The sequence below is a fragment of the Cohnella xylanilytica genome (assembly GCF_014212175.1).
GTDB lineage: Bacteria > Bacillota > Bacilli > Paenibacillales > Paenibacillaceae > Cohnella > Cohnella xylanilytica.
On the sequence record NZ_JACJVR010000105.1, the window covers coordinates 12,574 to 27,203 of the forward strand.

Genomic DNA, 14,630 nt, shown 5'->3' on the forward strand with positions numbered 1-14,630 from the left:
AACGCGGGCATCGAAGCCCGCGTCCTCCTCCTTAGGCGGGGATATGGCCCGACTTGAGAACCTTAGTCGACAGATAGAAGCGGTTGTAGTCGGACACGTCCCCCCACAGCGGAATATGGCGATCGGCCGAGAGGCCGTGCTTCTTGAGCGAAGCCAGCTTGCGCGGGTTGTTCGTGATCAGGGAGACGGGCAGACCGCGAAGCTCGCGCAGCACGCGGATCGGCTGCTCGTAGGAACGGGAATCGTCCTCGAAGCCGAGCGCGTGGTTCGCTTCCACCGTGTCGAGGCCTTCCTGCTGCAGAAGGTAGGCGAGCGATTTGGAGAACAGCCCGATGCCCCTGCCTTCGTGGTCGGCGAGGTAGAACAGCGCCCCGCTTCCGTGCTCGACGATCATCTTCATCGATTGGCGCAGCTGGTAGCCGCAGTCGCATCGCTTGCTGCCGAAGATATCTCCGGTATGGCAGATGCTGTGGAACCGCACGTAGGCGTCGGCCGAGCCCTCGAAGTCGCCGTAGACGAGCACCGAGGATTGCTGCAGATCGGCCAGATTCAGATTCGGAAGCGAATCCAGAATCGCCTCCTTCGTCGCGGAGCCGTCCTTCACTTCGAGCCAAGTGTACCACTTGAACTCGACGACCTTGTCCTCGAGCTGCACCGGAAGCCGGACGGGGCCGACGAGGCAGAGCGGATTGGCGCCATCCTGCTCGATCAGGGTCATTTTATCGGTAAGAATACGTTTGATTTCCGAAGTCATCATTTTCAGTCACCCGGCTTCATCGTAATGTGCGATACTGGCGGATCGGAATAATACTTACTTATAGTAAGGGAGTATATATTGATTAGGAAAAGAAATCAAGTCCGCTAGGCTTGGGTGGAAAAAAAGAAAAGCCTAGCCTTGGATCGGCTAAGCCTGCGCACGACGCCGGAACGGCTTCAGCCGACGACGACGTACAGCTTCTCCGGGCTCAGCGTCAGCGTCTCGAACCCGTCCCCGGCAATCCGGTACGTGTTCTCGATTCCGACGACGCCGAAGCCCGGGAACGTGAACTTCGGCTCGATGGCGAGCACCGTCCCCTCTTCCAGCGGATCGGCGAATCCGCGAGCGAGGACGGGCCACTCGTCGATCTCGAGACCGATGCCGTGTCCGAGGAACCGGACCTGATCGGCGCCGAAGCCCATGAAGTGCTCGGACAGCCCGGCCTCCTTCGCCATCTCGAGCGACCGCGCGTACAGCCGCTCCGGAATCGCGCCCGGGCGAAGGGCACTCTCCGTCTCGCGCATAATCGCCTCGGCCGTCTCGTACGCCCGCATCAGCTCGTCCGGCAAGCGGCCGATGACGGCCGTCCGGGTCTGGTCGATCACGTACCCGTCGATGCAGCAGCCGATATCGAGCAGAATCGGCTCGTCCCGCCGGATCGGCCGAAGCGACGAGCTCTGCGGCGCTGCGGCCGTCAAGCCCCGTCCCCCGGCCGGGCCGTCGAAATAAGTGGGCTCCGCCGCCGCCTCTCCGGCCGCCACCATGCCGGTCATGATCTCCTGGTTGTAGCCCCTCATCCGCATAATGCCGATATGGCCCTGCAAGCGCAGCGAGTTCTCGATCGCCGCCATCAGCTCGAGCTCCGTCATCCCTTCCCGCAGCCGGCTCAACCCATCTTCCAGGGCGGAAGCGGCCGCCTGGGCCGCGCGGCGGATGCGTTCCGTCTCGTACGGCGATTTGACGCTTCTCAGGCGCCTTAATAAGGCCGACGCGTCCTTCCAATCCGCGTTCGGGACCGCTTCCTTCAGCCGAAGGAACGTCTGCGCCGGCAAGACGTCGAGGTCCGCCCCGATCGCGGGGCTCTTCTTCCCGAACACGTCGGGGTAATCTTCGGCCAATCGGGCCCCGAAGCCGCGGAACGGGCCCAGCTCCTCGATTCGCGCGGAGGACTCCGCCCGGGCTCGGGCCAAGCTTCTTTTCACATAGAAGACGGCCTCGCCCTCGACGGGCACGAACAGATACCCCGTCTGCATCGAACCCGTGAAATAATAGAGGCCCACGTTCTGGGTGATCAGAACGCCGTCCAGGCCCTCCCGTTCCATGCTTCGCTGCAAGCCGGCCCGGCGGGCCTCCGTCTCGGTCCATAGATTGCCGCTCATCTCGGTTCCTCCTTGCCGTTCTGGGTCTTCCCTCATTAGAGCAAAGCGGAAGAGCGTCGTCAACCTCGGCGCCTCCGACGATACGCCGGACGGTCGCAGGGAGCGGTTCGGAGGATGTCGCATCCGAATTCCATGTATTGACATTATTTTCACTAAGCCACTATACTTTCTGTATGTTTATGCGGGTTACAGTTATTGGCAACCAGTTGATCTTTTATTACTTAAGTATTTGAGGAGAGTGCAAGTGAGATGGCGAAATACTGCATGATGTGCGGAACCCCGATCGAGGAGACGGGCCTCAAATGGTGCGAGTCCTGTCTCTCGCAACGGGAGCAGGCGGCCGCCTACGAACCGTACGCGGATTCGAAGAGACCGTTGTCCGACGACAGCCTGCAGCCCTATCTGGATCTTGCCAAGGACGCGTTCCGGCGGCCTTCCGAAGCGATGGAACGCGCGGCCCGTTCCCCCGGCGCGCTGCCGGGGCTGGCGATGGCCGTCGCCGGGTCGCTGGTCGCCGCGCTCGCGGCCCTCCTGTACATACGAAGAGTCGTGAGCGGAATCGGTTACCTGTTCGGCAATCTGATGGGAGGATTGACGGACGAACCGCTCTACCCCGGCAACTTCACGCTCCCTTACGGCTCGATCTTCTTCAAGCTGCTGCTCTTGCTGCTTCTGCAATGGGTCATTCTGTCGCTCGTCCTGACCGGTACGGCCCGGCTGTTCAAGCTGTCGATCACGCCCGTCCAGAGCTTGAATATCGTCGGAACGTCCAAGCTCTACTTCGCCGCCGGGTCTCTCGCGACCTTCCTTCTCTCCTTCGTATTTCCGGTCGCGTCCATGGCCGTCGTGCTGGCGGCCGTCCTGGCCGGCTATCTCGCCATCGACCGGGCCGTTCGCTCGCTGCTCCGGACCTCGGGAGACGTCTTCTACCTCGTGCCGGCTACCGTCGCCTTGTACTATGTAGGGACCGTCATCGTCTGGAAAATCCTCTTCTAGCCCGGCCGGAAGAAGCCGGAAGCGGCCGGAAAGATGGAACGCCTTCGGCGTCTTCGGACGCCGGAGGCGTTCTTCGTTTTATTTTCTAATATTATATAGTTACATGAATAGGGGACGACTTTATTTGGTATCTCTTCTTCTCCTTTTCATTGATACTAAAAGATGCGACGGCTACAATCGTGTACTCCCCGTTTTGAAGTTCGATTGACGTAACCTCATCTGGATGATAACGTTCATTTTGTTGAAGAAGATGCTTATAACCTTTACTGAACGTTACGGAAGGAACTATTTTTACGATTTTATCTCCTTTATAAACCTCGTATTGTATTAACGGAGAACGATGAGTTATTTGTAAGTGTCTATCCCCTTTGTTCACCAAATACCCCACGCACCTAATCGTGTTATTTCCATCCTTCGGTAACATCTCTGTCTCAACAGTGAAATCCTCCTTCTCTTTCGCAGAGCACCCAGAAGCAATTACTAATAACAACAAAAAGTTTATTGCTTTCTTTAACAAAAGGATCGCTCCCTTCGTAATCGTGAGAAAACCCCAACTCTTATAAAAGAATTGAGGTTTTCTCAGAATTTCAAATTAGTCCTTTAACCTATCCATCCCTATCGCACCCTATAACTTCCTACCCTTGACCATACTAATATTGAGCTTGCACATGCGAGTAGGTACGAAAGATCCAATTTCTTAAGTCATTTTCTAAATTTTTGCAAAGACGCACATGCGCACCGGAAAGATGGAACGCCTTCGGCGTCTTCGGACGCCGGAGGCGCTCTGCATTCCGTGCTCTAATAGACCAGCTCCGCGGAGCCCTTCAAATCCCACTCGACCGGAGCGAGAACGCCGAACATCCGGGGATAGACCAGATGGACGATCAGGACGACCCCCGGCCGGTTCAGCGTCACCTCGTAGCCGTATTCGGGATTGCGATACACGTAAGGGAACGTCTCGTTCTCGTTCACGACGCGGAACGCTCTCACCTCCGCCCGGTCCCTCAGGAAGGCGCCCGGCATTGGCGTATTGTCCGCCCCGAGACGGAGATTCGCCTGCAAGTACTGCTCGGCTGCCGCGAGCGCCTTCTCTTCGTCGATGGACAGCACGCCCGCCTCCAGCTTGTCCCGGTCCGTCTGCTGCGCCGCCGCGTGAGCCGCGCGGTCGACCGCCCTCTTCCCTTCGTGCAGCGTGCCGAGAGCGGCCTCCTCGTCGATCTGCAAGGCGTGCAGCATCCACCAGACAATCACCATCAACACGAAGAATACGAGCTTGTGCATGTCTCTCTCCTCGCCGTTCGTCGTGCGCCCTCCTAGGGCCCCTCTCGCCCCTCTTCAACCTGACTGCCCAGGGCGCCTCCCCGCCTCTTCTCCATCCCTGCCGCCTGGGGCACGCATTCGTCCTCTTCATCGCGGCCGCTCAGGGAACGTATTCGCTCATCTTCATCCCGGCCGCCGAGATCCCCTCGCTCGCCGACGGAGGCTCGATGCCGATCAGGCGGTCGATGTCGAGCAGCCTCTCGTACGGATAACGGATCGTCAGCTTGATTCCGACGCCGCGGGGAAGCGGCAACGACGGCAGCCCCGCGTCCGCCCCGGTCGTCGAGCCGACCGTGTACTCCAGTCGGGAAGGATCGAAGCCGTGCCGGGCGAGACGCGCCTTCGACTCGCCGATCATCGCCGCGTCGATATAGCCGTAGCGCCCGCTCGCCCCGACCTCCAGCAGGTAGTCGGCTTCCTGCTGAAGCAGCGCTTGGCGGATGACGAGCACGTGCTTGTAGACCGGCGAGAACATGAGCCAGCAGAACGTCGCCGCGAACAGCAGGAACACGAGCAGCTGCTTCACGGAGAGATCCTGGAGATTCCGTCCGCCATGACGGTACCGGAAGAGTGGATATGCGATTCCGTCCCTCCGTCTCCCCGCGACACGCTTATGTAGACGGCGACGACGGTCGCGATGAGCAGAGCCGTCATCAAGATTTGCCTCATTCGAACTTCCTCCTTCCGCCGATACCGGACGCGCCGACGGCGCCCCATGCCGGCCTCTCGCGAGGGCGCCTCCGGCGACCGGAAGCGCGCCCCCGAAGCCGCAGTCATTACGGAGTCAGGCTGCCCAGCTTCGTGTTCGTCGTATTCCCTTGCGTCTGGATGCGGTCTTCCGTCCCGGTCGAATCTTGGGTGATGACGTTCGTGAACAGCACGGCGACGACGATGAGCATCATGACGGTGATCAGAATATTGCGCACGGCTTCACCTCCCTTCCGGAGCTCCCGGGTCTACGAATTAAGAACGTCGAACAGCTTCCTCGACTCCTGAATCCACGGATGCAGGAAAATCTGAAACGTGTACATGATCGGCAGGCCCGCCAGCACAAATAAAACGTAGGAGACCGTCTCCTTGCGCCCGGCCTTGGCCAGCTCGATCTTCGCCTTGTACTCCTTCGCCACTTCCCGCAGCATGTCGTACACTTCGTCGGATTCGCTCAGCCGAAGAGACCGGATCGTCTCCGCGAAGCCGCGCGACTCGCCCGTGCCGAGCCGTTCCCCGAATCGCGCGATCGCGGCGTCCGGATCGTGGTACCATTCGTTGAGCAGCAGCTGCATCTCCCCCTTCATCAGCCGGGCATAGGGCAAGCAGCGCATCAGCTTGCCGTGCAGATGCAGCCGGGAACCCGCATAATAGAGCAGCTGGCTGCCGATGACGACGATCTCCCTCCGGATCCGGTCGGCGCGGTACCTCTTGAACGCTTCGAGCGCGGACTTGTCGTACAGCGCCAGCAGGAACAGAGCGACAAGCGCGAATACGGCGTATAAAGAGCGAGCCTCCGGGATGGCTCCCGCCCGTCCCATGAAGTAGACCGCGGCGGCGGCCGCCGGCGTCAGAAGCAGCGCGCTGCGCCGGGAAGCGAGATAGACGTCCGCCGGGATGCGCAAGCCGCAGCCCGCCAGCAGCGAGTCCCGCTCCCGGAGCGCCAGGCTGGTCTTCCGGCAGCCCATGGCCGACAGCCACCAGGACGGGGGGCGCCATCGGCGGAGCCCTCCGCGGGACACCCTCCAGCGCGGACGGCGGACGGCCAGCAGCCGCAGAAGGAACGCGAAGCCCGTCAATCCGAGCGCGAATTGAACCGCCATGCCGACGGCTTGATACAGACCCGACTCGTACGTGCTCACCTTTGTCCCCCTCTCTTGTCACAGCTTGCGCCGGGATAAATAGATTCCCATCAGGAAGGAAGCGAACATGAGGACCAGGGCGTTCAGGAGCATCCCTCTTCCCGCCGGGTCCAGAACGTAATAGCGGTAGCTCGTCTCCGAATTCATCCGGAAGTTGATGCCGAGGAACAAGGCGAGGAAGAGGACCGGCGAGAAGTTGGCCAGCCGGATCTCGAGCAGCCGGTGCCGTTCCGCCTGATCGTCCATTCGCGACTTCCGCATGTCGCCGATCAGCTCCTTCAGGTTGTCGGAGATGTCGTTCCCTTCCGATAAGGCGATGCCGAGCATGTTGGCGAAGTATTCCGCCCATACGTGGCCGACGGCCAAAGCGAACCGCCTCAGATCGCCCTCGTCGTCCCCCTTGACGCACAAGTTCCGGTACAGCTGCTCGAAGATAGACTGGATCTCCCCGGGCAGCCGTCTCTCCTCGACTGTCTTCTGCAGGGCCGTCCGGACGTGCCTTCGGCCAGTGATCAGATAGCATTGGTAGAACAGCTCCAGCGCCGGCAGAAAATCGAGCCGGGCCGCCATCTGCCGGTTGATCAGCCGGAAACGGAGGAAGCAGTACGGCAGCAGGGCAAGCATGAGAGTCAGAAGCAGAACGGAGCGCGCCGACTGGAACAGCGCGATTCCGCTGGCGGCCCCCGAGACGCCGAGCGCCAAGGACAGGACGGCGAACGCTTCCGGCGTCATCGTCCAGCCGGCCGCGGCGAGCAGGTCCGCGACATGGGCGTACGGCTTGCCGAGCCGCGACAGCAGCCGGGCGGCGGCGCGATTCCAGGCCGGCTCGCGGGACGTCCGCAATCTCCGGCGGCGGTCCGCCCGCGTCCAGCCGAGGGCGAGCGACGAATGGACGGCGGCGAAGCAGAAGACGAACAGCGCGATCAGCAGCAGCGCGACGGACCACGAAGGCCTCATTGCGCCAAGCCCCCCTTCCGCCGCAGCTTCTCGTAAGCGCGGGAATCGGCGCGCCGGATTCGCTCCCAAGCCTTCTCGGAGAAGCCGAGCGGCATCGTCCACTCGCCCTTCTCCTCGTCGTAGCGGACAAGCTCCCGAACGACGACGTCGCCGCCCTCCCAGGCGAACTCCCCGATCCGGACGAGCTTCCTCTCGTTGCCGACGAGCCTCATCTCGAAGCCGATCTGCGTCACGAGCTCGGCGATCCGCTTCGTCAGCCGGACGGGATTCATGCCGCGGCCGTCCAGCATGCACATGTCCGTGATCGTCTCGGGCACGTCCTCCAGGGCGCTCGCGTGAACGGACGTGATGCTGCCCTCGTGGCCGCGCGTGCAAGCCCGCACGTAGATGTTGGCGTCCTCGTCGCGAATCTCCGCATGGCAGATACGCTGCGGAGATTGCCTGAGCGCCAGCTTGAACGCCTGCCTCGGGCCGTGCAGCGGATCGTCCTCCTCCGCTTCGTATTCGATAACGTTCTTGCCCGGGAAATCCCGCGCCAAGCGCAGCTCGTACCGGCCCTCGATCGTAACGATCCGCTCCTCGTCCGGCATCGCCGCGATCAGCGCCTTGATGAAGTGGGTCTTGCCCGTATTGGTCGGCCCGATGACCACCATGTTGAACCTCGAGCGGACGATCGCCAGCAGCAGCTCGCGCACGTTCTCGTCGATCGTCCGGTACTCGGGACGGCACAGCGTCTCCAGCTCGAACCTTCGGACGGTATAGAAGCGGATCGTTAGCGTGGGAACGGCCGTAAACCCGAAGCCGGTCATCGTGACGCGAGAGCCGTCCAGCAGCAGCACCTCCGCCCATCGCTTCCGGGGGTTGATGCGGTCGTTGTTGAACAGGACGAGATTCTGCTGGATCCGCTCCACCTGGGCGACCTCGTCGAACCGGTAGGGCGAAGCGACCGCCTTGCCTTCCCTCACCTCGAAGATCCGCGTTCCGACGACCTGCACCTCCTCCAGCCCTTCCCGGTTGCGCAGCACGAGCTCGAGCACGTTCATTCCGATCACCTCGGCGAACAGCGCCTCCGCCAGCGAGCCGTATTGGGCTTGCCCGTAGGAGAAATGCTGAACCCGCTTCTTGATCACCCAATCCGACAAAATCGCGAGCATCTCCGACCGTTCCTGAGGGAAGCCGATCACCGCCCGGTTCAGCTTCTCCGCGTAGCTTCTGCGCTCTTCCTCGCTCCAGCCCCTGGGCGCGGCCAGCATCTGGCGGGCTTCTTCCATCAGCGCCCGCAGATCCACTTCCCCGTCTCCGGGAGCGCCGGCCGCGCCCGGGACGGCCGGGACCGAGCCTTCCGCCTGCAGCTTGGCCGCATAGGCGGTCGGAGAGAATCGCCGCTCGCGGTCCTTCTCCGGCGCCGGGATCATCTTCCCCGCCTCCGGTGCATCATCAGCCTGCGCATCCACGGACGGTCGGTCCGCTGCAGCCTCTCTCCCCATTCCAACCGCCGCAGCAGCGGCTTCGCGACTTCGTCGAACGCGGCCGCGTTCCTCTCCTCCGCGGCGAGCCACTCGTCCAGCCTTCCGCTGTCGAGCTGCAGGTGAAGGCTCTCCTTCAAGCGCAGCTCGGAGAACGAGACGCAGCCCGTCTCCTTGCGTATCTCCTTCATTCCGAATCCCCCCGAATGCGGATGTATTCCTTGGAGCAGCACGAGCTGGAACTGCTCCTGCAAGATGCCGAACTGGGCGCCGACCTGTCCCGCCCACCGCTTCACGTCCTCCTGGAAGTGGGACAGGCTCCCGGTCGTGACCAGGCAGCGGTGGTCCGCTTCCCGCATGGCGCAGACGGTGGCCGCGTTGTCCCAATAAGCGCTCACGTCCGCGATCGTGAGCTCGAACGCTTCCCTCGCCGCCCGCAGCAGCCGGCCGATCTGCTCCGGCTCGTAATATTCCGCCTGGTCGCGGGCCATGTTGCCGAAGAGGACGTGGAGCCCGTTCAGCCGGGAAGGAGCGAACGCATAGCGTCTCAGCTTGTCCCCGGTCAGCGTCCCGGCCTTCAGCTCCGGCCTCAGGCCGTCCAGCGTCACTTCGGGCTTGTCGATGCCGAGATACAGATGGGTCTTCGCGCTCTTCAGGTTCAGGCAGAGGAATCCGACCCGCTTCCCCGTCACCGACGCGATGCGGAACGCCGTCCCGAAGGCGGCGAGCGACGTCCCGATGTTCGGCGTCGACCCGGTGAAGGTCGCGAGGCGTCCGGCCGCTTCCCTCATGACTCCTCCCCCCTTCCCTCGTAATCCATGGCCGAAGCCTCGAAGGCGATGACCACCTTCGCCCCGCCGTCCTTGCAGGCCGAATCGAGCTCCAGCCATTGGGCTTCCGTCAGGTTGAGATTCACCGCGTCGATCGTGCCGTTGGCGTCTCGCCGGGAAGCGTACATGCGCTCCCGGTCGCCGTCCGCCATCGATTGAAGGCTCGAACGGTTCGGGTTCTCGATCTCCGTGTTGGCGGCCGTCTTGACCGCCGCGACGAGGACCGGCTCCGGATACAGCCGCCGCGACTCGCCCGCTTCGGAAGAGACGTACACGACGGCCCAGTCTCCCGCCCGAAGCCCGTTGGACACCGACTTGACGTATTCCTTCGGAATCTGGAAGGTCGCTTCGCCGGTTCGCGGCAGCAGAGGGAACCGTCCGACCTTCCAGCTCAGGATCGGCTCGCCGGTGCCGAGCGGAGCCGACGCCTGCAGCCCCTCGGCTTCTTCGGTTCTGCGGAACATGTCTTGGCTGACCGCCCCTCTCGGGATGGAGGCGGTCGTCAGCATGCTTCGCTCCAGAATCGTTCCTTCCGGGACGAATTGGCGGGGAACGACGACCTCCACCGTCTCTTCCATCCGGATATGCCTCAGTTGCAGCTGATACACCGCGTACACGAGCAGCCCCGACAGCAGGGCGGCGGATACGCTGATGGCCACTTGGCGCTTACGGTTCACGGACGCTCCTCCTTCTCTCGGCCAACAAAAAAAGAACGCAGGGAGGGAGAGCCCTAGCTCTCCTTCGCCTGCGTTCTTCGCAGCCGTACAAATATTGTAAACCTTGGTAACGCTCATGATAGCAGAAGCGATTCGCCCTGTAAAGCCTAAAATCTCGCAATCGCCGCAAATCAAGGCCAGAAACAAGCGCGGAAATCAAGCCCGGACGTAAGGGTTCTCCCGCTTCTCCTCGCCGATCGTCGTCTCGGCTCCGTGGCCCGGCAGAACGACGACGTCGTCCGGCAGCGCGTACAGCTTCTCCCGAATCGATCGGGTCAGGGCGGCGGGGTCGCCTCCCGGAAGGTCGGTGCGTCCGACGGAACGGCGGAACAGCGCGTCCCCGGCGAACAGAAGATTGCCGCACAGCAGGCCGACGCTTCCCGGAGAATGACCCGGCGTATGCAGCACCTCGAACGTCTCCCCGATCAGCTCCAGCTTCTGCCCGTCCTCGAGATAGGCGTCCGGCAGGCCGGTCGACACCGGCTCGGTCACGTCGAGCCAGCGGGCGGAGCCGTTCTTGGCCGGATCGACCAGCCAGTCCTTCTCCAGCGCGTGCAGGTAGACCGGGCAGCCGAACCGCTTGCGCAGCTCGTCGACCCCTCCGATATGGTCGAAGTGCGCGTGCGTCAGCACGATCGCTTCCGTCTTCAAGCCTTCAAGCCGGCGAATCAAGGCCGGATCGGGCGTGCCCGGATCGATGACGAGCGCCCGGGTCCGGGTCGAGTCGACGACGACGTAAGCGTTCGTCTGAAGCGCGCCCAGCGAATAGCGTTGGAATGTGAGCATCGTTCCCCGTCCTTTTCCTTACAGCCGTTCCAATTCCGCTTGCAGCTCGCGCAGGATGACCGGCGTGTAGTCGGACGCCTCGCCGTAGCGGGCGACGATCTCCTTGCGGGCCGCGGCCAGGTTGTCCTGGTAGTCGGGAGCCTCGCGGTCCGGGTTCGCCTCCTTGAACGCGAGCATCACTTCCTGCACGTGCTTCGGACGAGGGCCCCACTTGCCGAGCAGGTGGCCTCCCGTGTCCGTGAACAGGATAATCGGGATCGAGCGGCCGCCGAGCGTCAGGAATTGGTCGATCAAGTCGTAATGCTGCTCGATGATCATCACTTCCGTCGGGATGCCCGCCGTCTCGAGCGCGCGGAACGCGACCGGCACGCTGCGCAGCGCATCGCCGCACCAATCCGCCGTTATGATCATGCTGCGCAGATCGTCGCGGTTGTTGAGCGATTCGAAGTACTCCCGAAGCTCGTCGTCCGGCCAAGCGAATTGCTCGTAGTTCGCGCGGAACGCCTCTTTGTTTTTGACCATCTCGTCCATGAACTTCTGCGGAGAAATGCCTTGATTCAGCTTATGTCCCAGTTGCTTGCTCATGAGAATCCCTCTCTTCTCGTACGGGTTCGAATCCGTCGCGTTAAGCCTAATTGTATCAAAGTCGCGAAGCCGCGTTCAAATCGTTCCTGCAGCGCGTCCGTTCGCGGGACTGTTACTTGTTCTTGGAGCGCTTGCGGGCGTATTGGTAGACGAAGTAGACGACCAGCAGCGCGAGGGCGATCAGAATGACCGGCTGCACGTACGGAGCGGCCTTCTCGTCGATGTTCTCCCATTGGTCGCCGAGCGTCCAGCCGAGGCCGACGAACAGAAGAGACCAGGGAATCGAAGCGATAAGCGTCAGAATGGAAAATTTGGTCAGATTCATGCGCGCCATCCCCGCCGGAATGGACACCACTTGGCGCATGACCGGCACGAAGCGGCCGGTGAAGACGATGATCGGGCCGTACTTCTCGAACCACTTCTCCGCGAGATCGATATGCTTCGGCTTCAGATGGAGGTACTTGCCGAACTTGTCGACGACGGGCCGGCCTCCGTAGCGGCCGATCGCGTACAGAATCCATTGCTGCAGCAGCGCGCCGATCGTTCCGCACAGCACGGCGACCCAGTAGTTGATGTCTCCCTTCGACACCAGATACCCGCCGTACCCGAGCACGATCTCGCTCGGAATGACCTCGATGGCAAGACCGATGATGATGCCGAAATACCCCAGGCTCTCGACCCATGCCAACAATTGATTCAGCCATTCGTGAATCGTATCCATTCAACAGCCTCCCGCTAATCCGTGTTCCTCGGTCGTCTCCCCTATGCAAGTCTACTCTATCATACTGGCAAACCCCGGCTCCGCGCAAACCGCCCGCGAAATCGAAGAAGCCGAAGAAGGCTTGTCATGCGCGGACGGGCCCAAGCATAGACTCTGATAGAACAAGGACAAAGTTGAAGAGGAGAGAGCGGACAATGAGCAAAGTCGTCTTTATCAGCAAAAGAAGGGTCCAATGGTACATCGTCCTGGCCGCGGCCGTCATTGTAGCGGGAGCTTACGTCGGCTGGCAGCAGACCCGGGCCGCTTCGGCGCCCGTCGCCGAAGGGACGCAGGTGTTCCAGCTCGTCACCGGAGAGTTCAACGCCACCACGACCGGGGGCAAGCAGCTGGAGTCGTACGTCTTCTCGCCGGGAACGATCGTCGCCAACAAGAACCAGGAGGTCGAGCTTCGCATCACCGGCGTAAGCGGGCAATCGCATCCGTTCGTCATCGAAGGGCTGGGCGTGCAAGGCAAGGTCACGAAGGGGAAAACGACGGTCGTCCGGTTCACGCCGACGGAAGCCGGCATCTACCCGATCGTGTGCACGACGCACAGCGACCCGAATACGAGCATTCCGATGGTCGGGTACCTCGTCGTCCAATAAAAGGATCGAACCGTCATCCCGTCCTCCGTTGTGACCGCCCCCGCCCCTTCCGCATAGGTTATCGCGGGAGAGGATGACGCATGAAGAACGGACAGCCCAAGCACGAAGCCGCGCTCCCGTCCCCCCGGACGATTCGGCGGGCGTGCTCCGTGGAACTGTACCGGACGGTCAAGCGGCTGAAGCGGTACGTTCCCGACGAACTGGTGAAGCAAGCGGAGGATCTGTATGTAAGCAAGGTCATCGGCAACCTGCTGTGGATTACGGAGAACCGCAGCGACCGCAAGAAGCTCGCCGATTGGTGGGAGGAAGCGGTAAGCGAGGAGATCGCCTCCCTGTGGGACGTCGATCGACAGCGCCTCGTCGCCGCCTTTCGCGCCGCCTTCGGCGGGTGAACTCAAGCGCGGGAATCCAAAAAGCGCCCGGCCTGTCCAAGCAGGCTTCGGGCGCTTTTTGTTGGGGGGATTCGGAGGCTGCGGATAGCGGTTCGCGGTCAGCCGATGATCGCGAACGCCTCGACTCCCGGAGGAATGACGCGGGTTCTGAACAGAACTCCGTTGCTATCGAAGGTGCGCAGCGTGTACGTGAACCGCGTCAGCGTACGGATGTTGCCGAAGCGGACGACGCCGAACGGGTCGAAGGAACGGGTCGAGACGAGCTGGCCCGTATTGGTGCGGGTGAGGGTCGCGAAGAAGCCGGTCGTATCGAACGGTACCCCGTTCGACTGAACCCATACGGCCGTGAACCGGTTCAAAATCGGATTTTGCCGGGCTTTGAGCTTTTTCGGTACGGCGTACTTCACCACTTTGTAACGCTTGGAATCCGCCTTGCCCGGTTTTGGACGTTTTGTCATTGGTTATCACACTCCTGCACGAGTTTGATCCCAGTCTATGAATGGCGCGTCCTCTCGTTGTCGGACAACTCCCCAAGTTCTCGTCCAAATCGGTCCGAATCTCGCAAAATCCTCTTTTAATCCGCGTCAAACGATAGTCCCCGTCAGTCGCTCCCCGGCTCCAATTGCCGGAGACGCTCCTTCGCCCGCTCCCTCCACTCCGGCGAATTCTCCTCCGCGACTTCGCGCAGAATCTCCTTCGCCTCTTCGGTTCTTCCGAGCAGCAGAAGCGCGCTCGCCGCGTTCGTCTTCGCCCCGGAGAACAGCGCCCGCTCCTTGTCGTTCCACGGGTTGTCCCGGCCTTCGTACGTCTTCCGGTACAGCTCGCGGTACCGTTCGTAAAATTCGGCCGCGGCTTCGGCGGCGACGCGGGACTTGTCCGGCCAGCCGGCGCTCGCGTAGCTCTCGGCCAGAGTCGCCATCCGCGCGATCGCGGCGTTCTGCGCCTCGCGGTCGAAGCGGCCGAGGCGCAGCGCCTCGCGCAGGCGGTCGCGCGCGGCGGCGGGGTCTCCCAGCTCGGCGTAGGTCATGCCGAGCTGGTATTGCAGCGGCGCGGATTGCGGCTCGTACCGCAATCCCGCCGCGAGCAGGCTCGCCCTCTCCCCCTTCGGGAGGAGAGGGGCGAGCTCGAGGCGAATCCGCGTCCACGCCGGATTCGCGGACAGCGCCGCGCGCAGGTGCGCAGCCTGCGCCGCGGGGTAGGCCGCCGCCGCGAGCGACGCATCGTGCTCGCG

At 62.2% G+C, this 14,630-nt stretch carries 18 protein-coding genes and 1 pseudogene; 3 read left to right on the top strand and 16 right to left on the bottom strand.

Features of this window, described 5'->3' with window-relative positions:
- Window positions 1-31: 31 nt before the first annotated feature.
- Together H7B90_RS25835 and H7B90_RS25840 are read right to left on the bottom strand one after the other, a co-directional pair.
- A complete protein-coding gene (locus tag H7B90_RS25835) occupies window positions 32-757 on the bottom strand; it encodes a GTP cyclohydrolase II (RefSeq protein ID WP_185138784.1) in 726 nt (241 codons plus the stop codon).
- A 176-nt stretch (window positions 758-933) separates the two neighbouring features.
- Complete coding sequence (locus tag H7B90_RS25840; protein WP_185138785.1) at window positions 934-2,136, bottom strand: M24 family metallopeptidase; 1,203 nt, start codon at window positions 2,134-2,136, stop codon at window positions 934-936.
- A gap of 249 nt (window positions 2,137-2,385) precedes the next feature.
- Here H7B90_RS25840 and H7B90_RS25845 point away from each other — a divergent pair, with 249 nt between their 5' ends.
- Window positions 2,386-3,132 (top strand): hypothetical protein, encoded by a 747-nt coding sequence (locus H7B90_RS25845; RefSeq protein ID WP_185138786.1) that lies wholly within the window; start codon window positions 2,386-2,388, stop codon window positions 3,130-3,132.
- A 798-nt stretch (window positions 3,133-3,930) separates the two neighbouring features.
- Here H7B90_RS25845 and H7B90_RS25850 read toward each other — a convergent pair.
- The 12 genes from H7B90_RS25850 to uptA form a co-directional block, all read right to left on the bottom strand.
- Window positions 3,931-4,413, bottom strand: a complete 483-nt coding sequence (locus tag H7B90_RS25850) for a hypothetical protein (protein WP_185138787.1) — start codon at window positions 4,411-4,413, stop codon at window positions 3,931-3,933.
- 139 nt (window positions 4,414-4,552) lie between these two features.
- Window positions 4,553-4,978, bottom strand: a complete 426-nt coding sequence (locus H7B90_RS25855) for a hypothetical protein (RefSeq protein ID WP_185138788.1) — start codon at window positions 4,976-4,978, stop codon at window positions 4,553-4,555.
- On the bottom strand, window positions 4,975-5,121 hold the full coding sequence (locus tag H7B90_RS25860) for a hypothetical protein (protein ID WP_185138789.1): 147 nt from the start codon (window positions 5,119-5,121) through the stop codon (window positions 4,975-4,977). Before H7B90_RS25860 ends, H7B90_RS25855 begins: the two co-directional genes overlap by 4 nt.
- A 107-nt stretch (window positions 5,122-5,228) precedes the next feature.
- Complete coding sequence (locus H7B90_RS25865; RefSeq protein WP_185138790.1) at window positions 5,229-5,378, bottom strand: hypothetical protein; 150 nt, start codon at window positions 5,376-5,378, stop codon at window positions 5,229-5,231.
- Window positions 5,379-5,408: 30 nt separating this feature from the next.
- Entirely contained in the window at window positions 5,409-6,302 is an 894-nt protein-coding gene (locus H7B90_RS25870) for a hypothetical protein (protein WP_185138791.1), read from the bottom strand.
- Between the two features lie 18 nt (window positions 6,303-6,320).
- On the bottom strand, window positions 6,321-7,259 hold the full coding sequence (locus H7B90_RS25875) for a type II secretion system F family protein (RefSeq protein WP_185138792.1): 939 nt from the start codon (window positions 7,257-7,259) through the stop codon (window positions 6,321-6,323).
- Window positions 7,256-8,674: an ATPase, T2SS/T4P/T4SS family gene (locus tag H7B90_RS25880; protein ID WP_185138793.1), complete on the bottom strand. Its 1,419-nt coding sequence runs from the start codon at window positions 8,672-8,674 to the stop codon at window positions 7,256-7,258. Before H7B90_RS25880 ends, H7B90_RS25875 begins: the two co-directional genes overlap by 4 nt.
- Window positions 8,671-9,516: a CpaE/TadZ family protein gene (locus H7B90_RS25885; RefSeq protein ID WP_185138794.1), complete on the bottom strand. Its 846-nt coding sequence runs from the start codon at window positions 9,514-9,516 to the stop codon at window positions 8,671-8,673. Before H7B90_RS25885 ends, H7B90_RS25880 begins: the two co-directional genes overlap by 4 nt.
- Window positions 9,513-10,232, bottom strand: coding sequence for an SAF domain-containing protein (locus H7B90_RS25890; protein WP_185138795.1), 720 nt, complete (start codon window positions 10,230-10,232; stop codon window positions 9,513-9,515). Before H7B90_RS25890 ends, H7B90_RS25885 begins: the two co-directional genes overlap by 4 nt.
- Window positions 10,233-10,427: 195 nt before the next feature.
- The gene (locus H7B90_RS25895; protein ID WP_185138796.1) at window positions 10,428-11,057 is read right to left on the bottom strand and encodes an MBL fold metallo-hydrolase; all 630 of its coding nucleotides are present in this window, start codon (window positions 11,055-11,057) and stop codon (window positions 10,428-10,430) included.
- Between the two features lie 18 nt (window positions 11,058-11,075).
- Window positions 11,076-11,642, bottom strand: coding sequence for a thioredoxin family protein (locus H7B90_RS25900; RefSeq protein WP_185138797.1), 567 nt, complete (start codon window positions 11,640-11,642; stop codon window positions 11,076-11,078).
- A gap of 112 nt (window positions 11,643-11,754) precedes the next feature.
- Window positions 11,755-12,363, bottom strand: a complete 609-nt coding sequence (gene uptA / locus H7B90_RS25905) for an undecaprenyl phosphate transporter UptA (RefSeq protein ID WP_185138798.1) — start codon at window positions 12,361-12,363, stop codon at window positions 11,755-11,757.
- Window positions 12,364-12,557: 194 nt separating this feature from the next.
- Here uptA and H7B90_RS25910 point away from each other — a divergent pair, with 194 nt between their 5' ends.
- Both H7B90_RS25910 and H7B90_RS25915 read left to right on the top strand, forming a co-directional pair.
- The gene (locus H7B90_RS25910) at window positions 12,558-13,007 is read left to right on the top strand and encodes a cupredoxin domain-containing protein (protein WP_185138799.1); all 450 of its coding nucleotides are present in this window, start codon (window positions 12,558-12,560) and stop codon (window positions 13,005-13,007) included.
- 80 nt (window positions 13,008-13,087) lie between these two features.
- Window positions 13,088-13,399, top strand: a complete 312-nt coding sequence (locus H7B90_RS25915; RefSeq protein ID WP_185138800.1) for a dehydrogenase — start codon at window positions 13,088-13,090, stop codon at window positions 13,397-13,399.
- A gap of 98 nt (window positions 13,400-13,497) precedes the next feature.
- Here the strand turns inward: H7B90_RS25915 and H7B90_RS25920 are convergent, their stop codons facing one another.
- Together H7B90_RS25920 and H7B90_RS25925 are read right to left on the bottom strand one after the other, a co-directional pair.
- Window positions 13,498-13,857 carry a hypothetical protein gene (locus H7B90_RS25920; protein ID WP_185138801.1) on the bottom strand — a complete coding sequence of 120 codons (360 nt, stop codon included), beginning with the start codon at window positions 13,855-13,857 and terminating at the stop codon, window positions 13,498-13,500.
- A gap of 143 nt (window positions 13,858-14,000) precedes the next feature.
- Window positions 14,001-14,630 (bottom strand): annotated as a pseudogene (locus H7B90_RS25925) (hypothetical protein); the annotation flags it as partial.